2 protein-coding genes are annotated in these 17,265 nt (G+C 70.2%); both read left to right on the top strand.

The window, feature by feature from the left end; translation table 11 throughout:
* Positions 1 to 40: 40 nt before the first annotated feature.
* Positions 41 to 718: a DUF6875 domain-containing protein gene (locus ACAM49_RS11600; RefSeq protein ID WP_369635471.1), complete on the top strand. Its 678-nt coding sequence runs from the start codon at positions 41 to 43 to the stop codon at positions 716 to 718.
* 6 nt (positions 719 to 724) lie between these two features.
* Positions 725 to 17,179 (top strand): amino acid adenylation domain-containing protein, encoded by a 16,455-nt coding sequence (locus ACAM49_RS11595; protein ID WP_369635470.1) that lies wholly within the window; start codon positions 725 to 727, stop codon positions 17,177 to 17,179.
* Positions 17,180 to 17,265: the final 86 nt, after the last annotated feature.

Below are 17,265 nucleotides of genomic sequence, written 5' to 3'. Positions count from 1 at the left end.
GCGCCTTGTTCTGCCGTAGCTCGATCATCCGAGGTGAGTCATGAGCGAGCGTGTTATCGGCCCCCGCTCGGGGCTGCAATGGGTTCCTTTGGGGGACACCGCTTTGGGGGATTCCGCATCGTGCCCGGCCGCCCGGCCGACGGTCGCGGATTTTCGATCTTGGGCCGATTCCTTTTTGACCCGGCCCAGCGACGATCTGGGCCGCGACGGGCCGGTCTGCCCGTACGTGAAGCCGTCGCTGCGGCGCGGTCTGCTGTGGTTGGCGCAGGTCCCGGCGGTGCGGCCACGGCCGGAATGGGTGCGCGCGATCCTGTCCGACGCGTTGGAGCTCTATCCCGAACTGCCCACGGGGAATGGCAGTTCCACATCGGTACTGCGCGGATTGATCATGGTATTCCCGAATTTGAACGATTATACGCTCATCGATGAGATGCACGCGGAATTCAAGAGCAAGTTCGTCGAACGCGGCATCATGCTGGGGCAATTTTATCCGGGTTGTGACCAACCGGGATTGTGGAACAAGGATTTTCGCCCCTTGGACGCACCGCTGCCCATGCTGGTGGTGCGCTCGATGATGACGACCGATTTACCGTTCCTGCTGGATCGACCGGAATGGACCGACGCGTACGTACGCAAGTTCGCGCCGTCGGTGCCCGCACACGTGCGCGCGGTCATGGTGGGGCGCTTGACATCCGGACTTTCCGTTACCAGCAGGTAGGCATTCATGACGCGTGAACTCGCGGCGGATCGCTCCGCCACCGTCTTTCCGTTGTCCCCCGCCCAGCGGGGCATGTGGTATGCGCAGCAACTGGATCCGACGGTGCCGCTGTCGGAGGCCCAGTACATCGAGATGCGCGGACCGCTGGATCTGGACGCGCTGCGCCGGGCCTCGGTGACCGCGGCGCGCGAATTCGGTTCCGGCGTACTGCGACTCGTCGAGATCGAGGGGCAGCCGTATCAGCTGGTCGACCCGGCGATCACGCCGGAGGTGGGGTTCCTGGACTTGCGCGACCGGCCCGATCCGGTGGCCGCGGCGCTGGCCTGGATGCGGGCGGAGGTGGCCGAGCCCATCGACCTGCTCGGTGAGAATGCCGGAGTAACAACGGTGATCCGGGTCGGGGAGTCCCATCACTTGTGGTACACCAGAGCACACCACATCCTCATCGATGGATTCGGTTCGGTGACCATGCTGTATCGGGTCGCCGAGCTGTACAACGCCGCGGTGCACGGGCAAACGGCGCCTCCCGGCACCGCGGCCTCCCTTGCGGAGGTGCACGAGGCGGAGATGGCGTACCGGGAATCGACCCGGTTCGCCACCGACGCCGCGTACTGGCGCGAGGTGACCGCCGCGATGCCCGAGCGGTGCAGCCTGGTGGCCGCCACCGCGCCCGCCGCCACCCTGGCGCGCGAGGCCCGCGAGCAGCTGCCCGAGGCCACCTCGGCGCGCCTGCAGGCCGCCGCGCGCCGGTTCGACAGCAGTGCGGCCGGTGTGGTGATGGCGGCCGTCGCGTTGTACTACGGGCGGATCACCGCCACCGAGGACGTGGTGCTGAGCCTGCCGGTCTCCGGCCGGACCACGGCGGTGCTGCGGCGTTCGGGCGGCATGATCGCCAATGTGGTGCCGCTGCGGGTGCGGGTGCCGCGGGCCGGACGGGTGGGCGAGGTGCTGACGGCGCTGGGCGTCGCGGCCTCGGGTGCGTTGCGGCATCAGCGATTCCGGCACGAGGACATGCGCGAGGGCGACGGTGCGGGGCAGCCGGAGCTCAGCCGCGGGATCGTCGGGCCGGTCATCAACATCATGATGTTCTCGGCCGGAATCGATTTCGCGGGACTGGAATCCAGCCTGCACGTGCTCACCTCGGGTCCTATCGAGGACCTGTTCGTGAACTTCTACCAGCACGGTGCGGACGCGCCGATTCATGTGGATTTCGCCGCGAATCCCCGGCTCTACGAAGAGGATTCGCTGCGCACCCATCACCGGCGATTCCTCGGATTGCTCGACTCGCTGCTGGACGCGGAGGTCGACACCCCGATCGAGGCATTGAGCTACAGCACGGCCGTGGATGAGCCCGTGCTTGCCGGGGCGCACGGCGGGCCCGCGCCGGAACCGCGGCTGCTGCCGGAGATTCTGGAATCCGGGCTGCGCACCGCCGGGCCCGAGGCCGTGGCGGTCATGGCGGGGGAGCGACGGCTGACCTACGGCGAGCTGGATGGGCTCTCGAATCGGCTGGCGCGCAGGATAATCGCTGAGTCTTCCGGTGCTGTGGGTCCGGAATCCGCGGTGCTGCTGCGGCTTCCGCGCTCGATCGAGGCCATGGTGGCGTTGTGGGCGGTCGCGAAGACCGGCGCGGCGTTCGTGCCCTTGGGCACCGGGATGCCCGGAGACCGGATCGCGCGGATCGCGGCCGAATGCGATGCCGCCATCGGGCTCACGCTGTCCACGGAGTCCGGTGACCTGCCGGATTCGGTGCGGTGGATCGCCCTCGACGGCCTGGTGGACGGGGCGGGGAGCGAATCCGCGGCTCCGTTGACACCCGCCGAGCTGCCGGTCCGTCCGCGCCTGGCGAATCCGGCCTACATCGTCTTCACCTCCGGTTCGACCGGTGTGCCCAAAGGCGTGGTGGTGACCCATGCCGGGCTCGCGGGTCTGGCCGCGGCCATTGTGGATTCGTACCGGGTGACCCCCGGAGCGCGGGTGCTGCAATGCCTGAATCCGAGCTTCGACGCCGCCGTCCTCGAATGGCTGATGGCCTTCGCCTCCGGCACGACACTCGTTGTCGCCGAGCCCGATCCGGTGCTGGGTTCCGAGTTGGCCGCGCTGGTCCGGGAATACGGCATCACCCAGGTGTGCTCGACGCCCGCGGTGCTGTCGACCCTGGATCCGCACGCGCTCGACGGCGTGCGCGCGGTGTCCTCGGGCGGTGAGCCGACGCCGCCGGAGATCGTGGCGCGCTTCGGAATCGGGCGTGACCTGCTGAATTCGTACGGTCCCAGCGAGACCACCGTGGCCGTCACCTACACCAAAGGCCTGGTGCCGGGGGAGAACGCCGGTCTCGGCGATCCCATTCGCGGCGCGGGCATGCTGGTGCTGGATCGCTGGCTGCGCCCGGTGCCGATCGGTGTCGCCGGTGAGCTGTACGTGACCGGTCCCGGCGTGGCGCGCGGCTATGTCGGCCGCCCCGCGCTGACCGCTGAACGCTTCGTGCCCGCTCTTTCGGGACCGGCCGGGACCCGCATGTATCGGACCGGGGATCTGGTGCGCTGGACCCGGGTCGCGGGTGCGGAATCGTGTGTCCTCGAGTACGTCGGGCGCAGTGACTTCCAGGTGAAGCTGCGCGGGATGCGGATCGAGCTGGGCGAGATCGATGCCGCACTGAACACGCATCCGGCGGTGGAGATCGCGGTGACCGTCGCGCGGCCGACTCCCAGCGGCGGGGCCATGCTCGCGGCCTACGTGGTGCCGCGCGCCGAGACGTCGATAACCGAATCCGAACTGCTCGAGCACGCCTCGCATCGCCTGCCGCCCTACATGGTGCCCGCGACCGTCACGGTGCTCGGCGCGCTGCCGCTCACCGCCAATGGCAAGGTGGACCGGCGGGCGTTACCGGAACCGATTGTGGCGCAGCCGGTTCGCCGCGCCGTGGCCAGTGAGTCCGAGCGGCTGCTCTGCGACCTCTACGCCGAGATCCTCGCCAGCGATGCCGTCACGCCCGATACATCGTTCTTCGCGCTCGGCGGCGATTCGATCATGGCGATCACCCTGGTCTCGCGCGCCCGGGCCGCCGGGCTGGTGTTCTCCGCCGGCGAAGTGTTCGAACACCGCACCCCGGCCGCGCTGGCCGCAGTGGCGGCCCGCCTGGAGGACCGCCCGGCCCGCCTGGCCGAGCTCCCGGGCGGCGGCATCGGCCGCCTGCCGCTCACTCCGGTCGCCGCGTGGCTGCTGAACCGGCCCGGCTGGGAGCACTTCGCGCAATCCATGGTCGTGCGGCTGCCCGGCGGAATCGACCCCGAGGCCCTCACCCGCAGCGTGCAGGCCCTGCTGGACCGGCACGACATGCTGCGCACCCGGATCGTCGACTCCGACGATGGACCGCAGCTGGAGATCCCCGAGGCTACCGACGCGAACGGCCTGCTGACCCGAATCGAGTGCACCGCAGCCGATATCGATGACGCGGCCGTCACCCGGGAGCTCACCGCGGCGGTCGACCGGCTGGATCCTCGCGCGGGGGTCATGCTCGCGTTCACCTGGCTGGATGCCGGGCCGACGGACTCCGGGCGGCTGCTGATCGCGGTGCACCACCTCGCCTGCGATGCGGTCTCGTGGCGAATCCTGTTGCCCGATCTGCTGTCTGCCTGGACGCAGGTCTCGGCCGGGACGACGCCGGAACTCCAGGAGACCGGCACCTCCATGCGCACCTGGGCGCACGCGCTGACCTCGCTCGCCGAATCGGACGGGTGGCCGTCGGATGAATTGGATTACTGGCGAACGACTCTGGCTCCGGATGCGGTGCTCGGCACACGCCGGCTCGATCCGGCGGTGGATACGCACGGGACGGCCGGGCGGCTCGAGGTCGAGGTGCCCGGCGAGGCCTCGGCCACGCTGATCGGCCGGATCACCTCGGCCTATCACTGCGGTGTCGAAGACGCGCTGCTGGCCGCGCTGGCCCTGGCCATGGCCCGATGGCGCAGCGGGCGTGGGGAATCGGCGAGCGCCACCGTCGTGGGCGTCGAACGGCACGGGCGCGAGGAAGCGGTGGTGCCGGGCGCGGATCTGTCCCGCACCGTCGGATGGTTCACGGCGCAGGTCCCGGTACGGGTCGGACCTGTTGAGCCGGAGTCTGTTTCGGCCGCCATCAAGACTGTCAAGGAGCAACTGCGCGCGGTGCCGCGGGGCGGCATGGGTTTCGGCCTGCTGCGCTATTCGAATCCCGCCACGGCACGTGAGCTGGCCGAGCTGCCCGAACCGCAAGTCGGGTTCAACTACCTCGGGCAGATTCCTGACGGCGTCGGCGAAGGCGATTGGCTACCGGTGTCCATGGTGGACCGTATGGGCGGCCACGCCGATCCGAACATGCCGCTGGCCGCCGTGCTCGCCGTAGACGCGGTGACGCTGGAATCGTCCGACAGTCAACGGATCCGGGCCATCTGGCAGTACGCGTCCGGCGCGATCGACGCCGCCGACGTGGAAGCGCTGGCACGGGAGTGGGTTTCGGCGGTGACCGAAGTCGCGACGCTGGTCGGCGATCCGGAGTCCGGCGGATTCACCCCGAGCGACCTGGACCTGCTGTCGGTGACGCAGGCCGATATCGATGCCTGGGAACAGCATTACGGCCGCCTCGACGATGTCTGGCCGTTGACCCCGCTGCAGCGCGGCCTGCTCTTCCAGTCCCAGCTGGCCGAGGGCGGCCCGGACGGGTACTCGGTGCAGGCCGTCATCGATGTGGAGGCCGACCTCGACTTCGGCCGTCTGACCTCCGCCGCCGAGGCGCTGGTCCGGCGGCACGATGTGCTGCGCGCGGGCTTCGTGCAAACCGGTGACGGTGCCGTGCAGGTGATCTCTGCCCACGTCGAGGTGCCGTGCGAGTATCGCGAGGCATTGAACGCGACCCCCGCCGAGCTCGACGAGCTGGCCGCGGAGCAACTGCGCATCCCCTTCTCCGTCGATACACCTCCGCTGCTCCGCTTCCTGTGTATCGCATTGGGGGAGCGGCGATTCCGGCTCGTCATCACCAATCACCACCTGATCCTCGACGGCTGGTCCATGCCGCTGCTGTTCGCGGAACTGATCGCCCTGTACGAAAACTCCGGGGACACAGGCGGATTCGAGCCCGCGGTGCCGTTCCGCCGCTACCTGGAGTGGATCGCCGACCGTGACGCCGAGCGAGCCCGCACCGCCTGGTCGGAGGCGCTGGCCGGACTCGACGGCCCGACCCTGGTGGCCCCCGGCGCGCCCCGCGCCGACGCCGCCACCGGCCCCGTCGCCCACGATGTCCCGCTGCCCGAGGGCCTGATCGACCGCCTGCGGGCCACCGCCGCGGACTGCCAGGTCACCGTGAACACCCTGGTCCAGGCCGCCTGGGCGCTGACCCTGGCCGGGCTCACCGGCTCCGCCGATATCGTCTTCGGCGCGACCGTCTCGGGCCGCCCGCCCGAACTCGCCGACGCCGAACGCATGGTCGGCATGCTGGTGAACACCGTCCCGGTCCGCATCCGCCTGAACCCCGCCGAACCGGTCGCCGACCTCCTGTCCCGGGTCCAACACGAGCAGGCCGCCCTGGCCGAACACCAATTCCTGGGCCTGGACGAAATCCACGCCCGCACCGGCCTCGGCCCCCTCTTCGACACCGCCACCGTCTTCGAGTCCTACCCCGTAGACGCCGCCTCCCTCACCGCCGCCACCCGCCAGGCCCAACTGTCGGTCACCGGCATCGAAGGCCACGACGGCACCCACTACCCCCTGTCCCTCGCCGCCTACGCCGACACCGGCCTCCGGCTGGAACTGACCCGCTCACCCCGCTACTTCGACGCCCCCCAAGCGGATTCGATCGCCCGCTCCCTGGCACGCCTGCTCGCCGAGATCGCCGCTGACCCGCACCGTCGCACCGCGGCCCTGTCCGATGCGGACCCGCTGGACACGCCCGCCATCCAGCACGGCGGCCCGGCGCATCCGGTCCGATTGCTGCCGGAGTTGTTGACCGGCACCGGATTCCCGCAGGACGTCGCTGTTCGCGCGGTTGCAACCCCCGAAACGATGGCGGCAGCGGCGCCCGCCCGCTACCCCTTCCACGCCACCGACCTCACCTACGACGAACTTGACGCGCTCTCGAATCGGCTGGCGCGCCTGCTGATCGACGCGGGCGCGGGGCCGGAGCGGGCCGTGCTGGTGGTCCTGCCACGGTCGGTCGAAGCCATGGTGGCGATCTGGGCGGTCGCCAAGACCGGCGCGGCGTTCGTCCCGGTCGACAGCACACAACCCGCCGCACGCACCGCCGCCACGGCGGTGGAATGTGGTGCCACACTGGGGATTACCAGTACCTCGCCCGACATCGACCTGCCGTCCGAACTGAGGTGGTTGGCGCTGGACGACCTGGAGGTCGAGGACGAGCTGGAGGTCGAAGAGGCTGGCGGACAGGTAGACGGAACTTCCGACCGACGTCCGGCCGCGACCTCGTCGTCGGCCCCGGTCACCGACGCCGATCGCCCTGCGCCGCTGCGCCCCGAGCACGCCGCGTACGTGGTCTTCACCTCGGGCTCGACCGGCACCCCCAAGGGTGTCGTGGTCACCCATGCCGGTCTGGCGAGCATGGCTGCCGCCACGATCGAGCGGGCCGGGATCGATCGCGATTCCCGCGTGATGCACTGTCTGCATCCGGCTTTCGATGCCGCGATTCTGGTGTGGCTGTCGACCTTTACGGCCGGTGGCACCCTGGTGCTGGCCCCGCCGCAGGCCAATGCCGGAGCTGAGCTGGCCGCCGCCATCACCGAAAGTGCTGCGACGCATCTGATCTGCACGCCGTCGGTGCTCGGCACGCTCGAGACCGAGGATCTGCGATCGGTGCGCGCCATCGTCACCGGTGGTGAGGCCTGCCCACCTGCCCTGGTGACGCGGGTGGGTGCGGATCGGCTGCTGGTGAATTCCTACGGTCCGGCCGAGGCCACCATCGCGATCAGTTATGGCGATGCGATGACCCCGGATACCGCGTCGGTGATCGGCAGTCCGGTGCCCGGTGCGACCATGCTGGTGCTGGATCAGTGGTTGCGTCCGGTCCCGCTGGGCGCGGTCGGTGAGCTGTACCTCCGGGGTCCTGCCCTGGCGCGCGGATATGCCGCGCGCACAGCGGCTTCCGCGACGCGGTTCGTGGCCGATCCCTACACCGCCGGTGCTCGCATGTACCGCACCGGCGACCTGATGCGGTGCACGCCTGCCGGTTTCGTCTATGTCGGGCGCACGGACTTCCAGGTGAAGATCCGCGGGATTCGTGTCGAACCCGGTGAGGCGGATGCCGCCCTGCTGACCCATCCGATGGTGGCGGCGGCGATCACGGTCGCCCATCGCACACAGAGCGGCGCGATGACGCTGGCTTCCTACGTCGCACTCGAACCCGGCTCCGCGCTGGATGTAGCCGACCTGTCGGCCTGGCTGGGCGGGCGTCTGCCGCGCTACCTGGTGCCGTCGAGCATTCAGGTGCTGCCGGAGTTGCCGCGCACGGTCGGCGGCAAGGTCGATCTGCGGGCGCTGCCAGAACCGCAAGTGGCGCAGGCGGAGTACGTGGAGCCGGTGGGTGAGGAGAAGGTTGTCGCCGAGGTCTTCGCCGATGTCCTGGGGCTAACCCGCATCGGCGCGCGCGATGACTTCTTCGTGCTCGGCGGGGATTCGCTCATCGCCACCCGGGCGGTGGCCCGGCTGAGCGAGGCACTGGACGTCACGGTTCCGGTGCGCATGCTCTTCGAGGCCCCGGTCGTCGCCGATCTGGCCCGGCGCGTGCGCGCGGCGGAATCGGCGGATGGGGGTCCGGTGCTGGTGCGGGGGCCGCGACCGGAGGCGGTGCCGCTGTCGCCCGCTCAGCAGCGCATGTGGTTCGTCAACCGCTTCGATCCCGGCTCTCCGGCCTACAACGTGCCGGTGGCACTGCGGCTTTCGGGCCATCTGGATATGTCCGCGCTGCGGGCCGCGGTCTACGACGTGCTCGACCGTCACGAGACCCTGCGCACGGACTACCCGGATGTCGACGGCGTCGGCGTCCAGCGGATTCACCTCGCGCACGAGGTCTCCCTCGAGCTCGAACCGGTGGAAGTCCCTGCCGATCAACTGCTCGAGATGGTGATCCGAACTGTCACAGAGGGATTCGACGTCACCGCCGGTGTCCCGTTGCGGCTGCGCGTATTCCGGATCGCCGCCGAGGAGCACATGGTCGTGCTCGTCGCCCACCACATCGCCACCGACGGCTTCTCCATGGCCCCGCTGACCCGGGATCTGGCCGCCGCGTACGCGACCCGCGCCGTCGGGCAGACACCGGCGTGGGAGCCGCTGCCGGTGCAGTACGCGGATTATGCCCTGTGGCAGCGAGATCGGCTCGGAGGCGAAGACGATCCGGAGTCACTGCTGGCCCGTCAGGTTCAGTACTGGACGCAAACCCTGGCCGACCTGCCCGATCACCTGGAATTGCCGACCGACCGGCCGCGTCCGGCGCGCGCCTCGCATCGCGCGGCGGAATGGACCGTGCGGATGGACGGCGAACTGACCACCGCCATCGAGCGTTTCGCTCGCGCCCGTCACGCCACCCCGTTCATGGTGGTGCACGCCGCACTGGCCGTACTGCTGGCGCGTTCGGCCGACAGCCAGGACGTGGCGGTCGGCACCCCGGTCGCGGGCCGTGGCCGTCGCGAACTCGACGACCTGGTCGGCATGTTCGTCAATACGCTGGTGCTGCGCACCGGGATCCGCCCGGGCGAGAGCTTCGACGATCTGCTGGCCCGCGTCCGCGAGACCGATCTCGCCGCCTTCGAGCACGCCGACATGCCCTTCGAACGCCTGGTGGATGTGCTGGCCCCGGCGCGCTCCGAGTCCCGCCATCCCATCGTCCAGGTGCTGCTGGTCTACCAGAACCTGGTGATCCCGGAGCTCCGGCTGCCCGAGCTCACCGTCGTCCCGCTCGATATGCCGCAGACCACCAGCAGATTCGACCTGATGCTGACCATGCGCGAGGACGGCGACGACGGCATGGCCGCCGTATTCACCTACGCGCGCGATCTTTTCGACGAGTCGACGGTCGCGGTCTTCGCGCATCGCTTCCTGCGGCTGCTGGAGACGATCATCGCCGAGCCCGCGCTGCCGGTCGGCGATCTGGAACTGCTGGATCGCGTCGAACGCGCGGACCTGCTGGCTCGCACCGGCGGTCCGGCGGTGCCGCCGTCCACTCTGCCGCGGCTGCTGGCCGCGGCGGTCGCCGTGAATCCGAACGGCCCGGCCGTCACCTGCGCCGGTCGCACCCTGCGCTACGCCGAACTGGACGCCGCCTCGACGCGGCTGGCGCGCGAACTCATCGCCCGGGGCGCGGGCCCGGATGTCCGGGTGGCCATGGCCGTTCCGCGCTCGATCGATTCGGTGGTGGCCATGTGGGCGATCACCAAGTCCGGTGCGGCCCTGGTCCCCATCGACCCGAACTACCCGGCCGACCGCATCGAGCACATGGTCACCGACTCGGGCGCGCGGTTCGGCGTGGCCATGAGTGCCGCCCTCCCGGCGCTGCCCGCACTGCCCGGGCCGTGGCTCGCATTGGACGACCCGGCCTTGGTTGCGGCCATCGAAAAGCACTCGGCCACACCGATATCGGATACCGATCGCCGAGCTCCGCTGCGGCCGGGCAATATCGCCTACATCACCTACACCTCCGGTTCCACCGGTGTGCCCAAGGGCGTGCTGGTCACCCACGCCGGTCTGGCCAATTACAGCCGCGCGCAGCGTGATCACCTGCGGGTCGATTCCACCTCGCGCACCTTGCATTTCGCCTCGCCGAGCTTCGACGGCGCGATGCTGGAGCTGCTGCTGGCCGTCGGCCCGGCCGCCACCATGGTCGTCGTCCCGCCCGGAATCCTCGGCGGCGAGGAACTGGCGGAGGCCATTCGCGGCGGGCGGGTCACGCACGCGTTCATCACCACCGCCGCGGCCGCCACCCTGGACCCGAGCGGACTGGACAGCCTGCGGGTGCTGGCCGCCGGTGGCGAGGCCATGCCCGCGGACATGGTGGCCAAGTGGACGGCCCCCGCGGCCGACGGCTCGCGACGAGCCCTGGTCAATGTGTACGGCCCGACCGAGACCACCATCGTCACGAACATGAGTCACCCGCTGGCGGTGGGTGATCCGCTGGTGATCGGCGCACCCCTGCACGGTGTGCGGGCACTCGTCCTCGACCAGCGGCTGCGGCCGGTCCCCGACGGCGTCACGGGTGAGCTGTACCTGTCCGGCATCCAGCTCGCGCGTGGATATCACGCCCGGCCCGGCCTGACCGCCGAGCGCTTCATCGCCAACCCCTACGAGCCCGGTTCGCCAGGGGAGCGCATGTACCGCACCGGCGACCTGGTGCGCTGGCGGAATGACGCCACCGGGCAACCGGCCATCGAATACGTGGGTCGCAACGACTTCCAGGTCAAGGTGCGCGGCTTCCGCATCGAACTCGGCGAGATCGACGCCGCCCTGGTCGCCCACGAGACCGTCGATTTCGCGGTCACCATCGGGCACCGGCGCACCGACGCCGCCGGGTCCACCATCGTGGCCTCCTACGTGCTCGCGGCCCCGGGCCACACCATCGACACCGCGGCGCTCACCGCGTATCTCGCCGAGCGGCTGCCGGAATACATGGTGCCCATGGTCATTACGGTGCTCGACGAGCTGCCGCTGACCCCGGTCGGCAAGCTGGACCGCCGCGCCCTGCCCGAACCCGTATTCGGCACCCGCGAATTCCGGGCGCCCGAAGGCGAATTCGAGACCCTCGTCGCCCAGGTGTTCGCCGACGTCCTGGGTGAGGAGCGGGTCGGCGCGGACGACCACTTCTTCACCCTCGGCGGCAACTCGCTGCTCGCCACCCAGGTGACCGCACGTCTCGGCGCGGCCCTCGACACCCGGGTTCCGGTGCGGACGCTGTTCGACGCCCCGACGGTGTCGGCACTCGCCACCGCACTGCGTACCGGCGAACGCGCCGCGCGCCCCGCACTCACGGCCCGCCCACGGCCCGAACGCATTCCGCTGTCCGCCGCCCAACTGCGCATGTGGTTCCTCAACCGCCTGGAACCGGAATCCCCGGCCTACAACATCCCGGGCGCGTTCGATATCGAAGGCGCACTGGACATCACGGCCCTGCGCGCCGCCGTCGACGATGTCGTCGCCCGGCACGAGAGCCTGCGGACCATCTACCCGGTCGACCCGGACGGGCAGCCGTATCAGCGAATCCTGGCCGCCACCAGCGGCTCCACGCCGATCGTCGAGGTCACCGCGACAGCGGGCGAGGTCGAGTCCGTGCTGGCATCCGAACTGGCCCGCGGTTTCGACGTCACCCGCGAGACACCGCTGCGCGTCTGCGTGGTGCACATCGCACCCGAGCACACCGTGCTGGCCTGGGCCGTGCACCACATCGCGGCCGACGGCTGGTCCATGGCCCCGCTGGCCCGAGACATCGTGGGCGCGTACCTGTCTCGCGCGGCGGGCACCGCACCGCAGTGGAACCCGCTGCCGCTGCAGTACGCGGATTACGCGCTGTGGCAGCGGGACCTGCTCGGCTCCGACGACGACCCGGACGCCCTCGCCCACCGCCAACTCGAGTTCTGGCGCACCGCCCTCGCCGGTCTGCCGGACGTGCACGGCCTGCCCACCGATCGGCCCCGCCCGCCCCGGCCCTCCGGTCGCGGCGCGGATGTCGAATTCACCATTCCCGCCGAGATCCACGACCGGCTGCAGACCCTCGGCCGGGAACACGGTGCGAGCCCGTTCATGGTGGTGCACACCGCGCTGTCGATCCTGCTGGCCCGCCTCTCCGGCGAGCACGACATCGCGCTGGGCTCGGTCGTCGCCGGACGCGGCGAGGGCGAACTCGACGATCTGGTCGGCATGTTCGTCAACACCGTGGTGCTGCGCACCCAGCTGGATCCCGACGCCGCGTTCGCGACCACCCTCGATGCCGTCCGGCAGTCGGACCTGGCCGTCTACGAGCACATGGAGCTGCCGTTCGAACGCCTCGTGGACGCGCTGGCCCCCGAACGCTCCACCGCCCACCATCCGCTGTTCCAGGTGCTGATCGCCTTCCAGAACCTGCGGGCGCCGCGAACCACGCTGCCCGGCTTGACGATCAGCCCGGTGGAAGCACCCGCACCGGCGTCCAAGTTCGATCTCGAATGGGTCTTCAGCGAGGAGTTCGGTCCCGGCGGTGAACCGGCGGGGATCAACGGCCGGCTCGTCTACGCCACCGATCTGTTCGATCGCGATACCGTGGCGACTCTGACCGAACGATTCGTCCGAGTGCTGGCCGCGGGCACCGCAGATCCGGCTATCCGCGTCTCGGACATCGATCTTCTCGACGCCGCCGAGCGTGCAGCGCTGGTGCCGTCGCACGGTCCACGCGATACCGGTACGACGGTCACTCTGGCGCAGATACTCACCGCCACGGCCGCCGCGTACCCCGATCGACCGGCCGTCGTCGCCGCGGGCCGCACCCTCACCTACCGCGAAATCGACCGTGCCTCCGACGCCCTGGCTGGCCGACTGTCGGCTGCCGGGGCGAGAGCCGAAACCGTTGTGGCCCTGGCACTGTCGCGCGGTGCGGAACTGCTCACCGCCGTTTGGGCCGTCGCCAAGACCGGCGCCGCGTTCCTGCCCGTGGACCCGCGCAATCCGCTCGACCGCATCGAGCACATGCTCTCCGATTCCGGTGCGGTCCTCGGCCTCACCACCGAGGCGTATCGGCCGCAGCTGCCGGACACCGTCGGCTGGATGTTGCTGGGCGCGGACACATTCGAGGACCAGACCGCACCGCCGCCGCTCGCCGACGTCCACCCGGACAATACGGCCTGGCTGATCTACACCTCCGGATCGACCGGAACCCCCAAGGGCGTAGCGGTTTCGCATCGCGGGCTCGCGAACTTCCTGGCGGCGATCCGCGACAACTTCCAGGTCGACGAGACCTCCCGCGTATTGCTGGTCGCCTCACCGAGTTTCGACGCGTCCATGCACGAGGCCCTGATGGCCTTCGGCTTCGGTGGCGCGGCGGTGGTCGCGCCACCCGACGTCTTCGGTGGCGATGCCCTGCAGAATCTGGTTGCCGCCGAACAGGTCACGCACCTGGCCATGACACCCTCGGTGCTCGCGACCATGGATCCCGCCGCGGTACCGAGCGTGCGGGTGGCGGGCGTGGGCGGCGAGGCCATCGGATCCGAACTGGCCGAGCGCTGGGCGGCCGACCGCACGCTGCTCAACGTCTACGGACCGACCGAATTCACGGTTTGGGCAACGACTTCGGACGCCTTGCGTCCCGATCAGCCGATCACCATCGGCGGCCCGATCAATGGCGCGACCGCCCTGGTCCTCGACGCCCGGCTGCGACCGGTTCCGATCGGCGCGGCCGGAGAGCTGTACCTCGCCGGACCAGCCCTGGCCCGCGGCTACCACGCGCGGCCCGGACTGACCGCGACCCGCTTCGTCACCGACCCCTACGGCGCACCCGGCGACCGCATGTACCGCACCGGCGACCTGGTCCGCTGGACCGGCAGCCCCGCCGCGCCACGGCTGGAATACCTGGGCCGCACCGACTTCCAGGTCAAGATCCGCGGCCAGCGCATCGAACTCGGCGAGATCGACGCGGTGCTGGCGCGCGCCGAGGGCGTCGAATCGGCCGTCACCCTGGGCGTGCGGACACCGGGCGGGGCCATGGCCTTGGCCGCGTACGTGGTCCCGGAACCCGGGACCGAACTGGATCTCGCCGCCCTGCGCGACCACGCCGCCGGTGCGCTGCCCGGCTACATGGTGCCGTCGGCATTCGTGGTGATCGATGCCATGCCGCTCAACGCGGTCGGCAAACTCGATCGAAAGGCCCTGCCAGAACCTGTCTTCGAGGCCGAAGCCGAATATCGCGCGCCCACCACGCCCACCGAACTCGCCCTGACCGAGATCGTGGCCGAACTGCTCGGCCGCGACCGCGTCGGCGCGGAGGATTCGTTCTTCGCGCTCGGCGGCGACAGCATTCTCGCCATCCAACTGGTCTCGCGGGCGCGGCTGCGCGGCATCGAACTGTCCCCGATGCAGGTGTTCGAGCATCGCACCGTGGCCGCGCTGGCGGCGCTCGCCGACGCGGCGGGGGAGGCCGTGGTCCTCGAGGAGCTCGAGGGCGGCGGCGTCGGCGAAATGCCGCTCACCCCGGTCGTGCGCTGGATGACCGAGCGCGGCGGCGATTTCGGGCGCTTCGCCCAGTCGGCCGTGCTGGAACTGCCCGCCGGAATCAGTCGCGAGCAGATCGTCGCCACCGTCGGCGCGGTGGTGACGCGGCACGACATGCTGCGTGCGCGGCTGGCCCGGGACGCGGGCGAGTGGCGACTCAGCACGGGGGAGCCGGGCGACATTGACGTGGACGCGCTGCTGCGCCGGGTCGCGTTCACCGCCTCCGATGTCACCGCGCAACGTGAACTCGCCGCGGCTGAACTGGATTCGGCGCTCGACCGGCTGGATCCGGCCGACGGCACAGTCCTGCAACTGATCTGGCTCGATCCCGAGGATTCCGCGGCCCGCCGCAATGGCCTGCTGCTCCTGGTGGCGCACCACCTCGTGATCGACGGCGTCTCCTGGCGCATCCTGATCCCGGACCTGATCTCGGCCTGGGCGCAGCTCGCCGAGGGCGCGACCCCGATGCTGCCCGAGACCGGAACATCCATGCGCCGCTGGGCACATGCCCTGCGCGAGGAAGCACACCGCGCGACCCGGGTGGCCGAACTCGACTACTGGCGTGGCATCGCCGACGTTCCGGACCCGCTCATCGGCCCCCGCGAACTCGACCCCGTCGTCGACAGCACGGCCACCGCGCGCGCCATCGATGTCGCCGCTTCGCCCGAGGTCACCACAGCACTGCTCACCACACTGCCCGCGCTGTTCGACGGGTCGGTGGAAGACGCCCTGCTGGCCGGACTCGCACTGGCCGTATTGCGCTGGCGGGCAAAGCATTCAGCTGAGAACTCGTCGGTCCTGATCCGCATGGAAGGCCACGGGCGCCAGCAGGAGATCATCCCCGGCGCGGACCTGTCCCGCACCATCGGCTGGTTCACCAGCATGTACCCGATGCGAATGGACCTCTCCGGCATCGACGTCGACGACGCCCTCGCGGGCGGACCCGCCATGGGCGCGGCCATCCGCGCCGCCAAACAGCAGCGACTCGCGCTGCCGGACAAGGGCATCGGATTCAGCCTGCTGCGCTACCTCAACGAGGACACCGCCCGGCAGCTCCCGGCCCGCGTGCCCGGCCGCATCGGGTTCAACTACCTGGGCCGCTACGCCGACGCCGACCTGCCCGCCGGGCTGGAGGGCCTGGGCTGGCTGCCGGCCGAGGACTTCGGCGAACTGCCCGCCCCCGAGAACCCGAACGTGCCGATCGCCGCGGAAATCGAGATCAACGCGGTGGTCGTCGGCGGACAGCTGCGCGCGAACATCAGCTACCCGAGCAGGCTGCTGATCCGCGACCACGTCGAGGGCCTGGCCCGGCTGTGGATCGAAGCCCTCACCGCGGCAGCCGATTTCGCCGAGACACCCGCCGCCCGCGCCGCGGCCGAGGAGGAATCGCGGCTGCGGGCGCAACAGGCGGAGGCCGCCGCCCTGGCGGCCGACCTCGCGGCCCGGCCCACCGGATTCGGCCTGGACGTCGTGTTCCCCATCCGCACCGAGGGCGACGGCCCGGCCCTGTTCTGCATCCACCCGGCCTCGGGCATCGCCTGGAGCTACCTGGGTTTGGGCGAAATGCTCGCACCCGGCAGGCCCATCTACGGCCTGCAGGCCCCCGACCTGTCCGGCGAATCGCAGGTGCGCAGCATCGACGACTTCGTCGAGCGGTATCTACGCGAAATCCGCCGCCTGCGACCGGAAGGCCCGTATCACCTGCTCGGCTGGTCGTTCGGCGGACTCATCGCCCACGCCATCGCGGCCAGACTCCAGGCGGAGGGCGAACAGATCGGAACCCTCGCCCTGCTGGATGCCGACAGCGGCGACACCGACGCCGACAGCCACGAACAGGTCACCGCCGTCTCCCTGGTCGAGGCCTTCGGCCCGATGCTCGGTATCTCCGACATCCCGCCCGAGGCCACCGCCGAGGACGTGGTCGACCTGGTCCGCACCCGCATGGGCGGCGTCTCCCTGATCGACGCCGCCACGCTGGAACGCATGGCCGCCTCCTACAACGCCTCCGGCCGCGCCCGCACCGGCTATCAGCGGCCGGTATTCCACGGCGACGCACTGTATTTCAGCGCCACCGTGGACAGCTCCGAGGTCTTCGGCCCGGAAGGCTGGCGGCCGTACATCACCGGCGACATCACCAATCACGACATCGAGGTCAACCACAACGAGATGACTTCGCCGCACGCACTCGCCATCGTCGCCCGCGTCCTGGATGAACGACTGGCAACTATCCCCGGCGAACACCCGCCGGCGCCCCGCTGAATCCGCGCGGCCCGATGCCCGGTGGCCACCCGCTCGACTGGGGAAGAATGGTCGCTGGAAACCCGGACGGCTACGGAAGGTTCGAG

Source organism: Nocardia sp. JMUB6875, from assembly GCF_041154655.1.
Lineage (GTDB): Bacteria > Actinomycetota > Actinomycetes > Mycobacteriales > Mycobacteriaceae > Nocardia.
This window is presented reverse-complemented; position numbering and strand designations above follow the sequence as displayed.

What these genes read in the sequence shown, in the direction of transcription:
- ACAM49_RS11600 (WP_369635471.1), top strand. Translation starts at nt 41, where the DNA reads ATGAGCGAGCGTGTTATCGGCCCCCGCTCGGGGCTGCAATGGGTTCCT.
- ACAM49_RS11595 (WP_369635470.1), top strand. Translation starts at nt 725, where the DNA reads ATGACGCGTGAACTCGCGGCGGATCGCTCCGCCACCGTCTTTCCGTTG.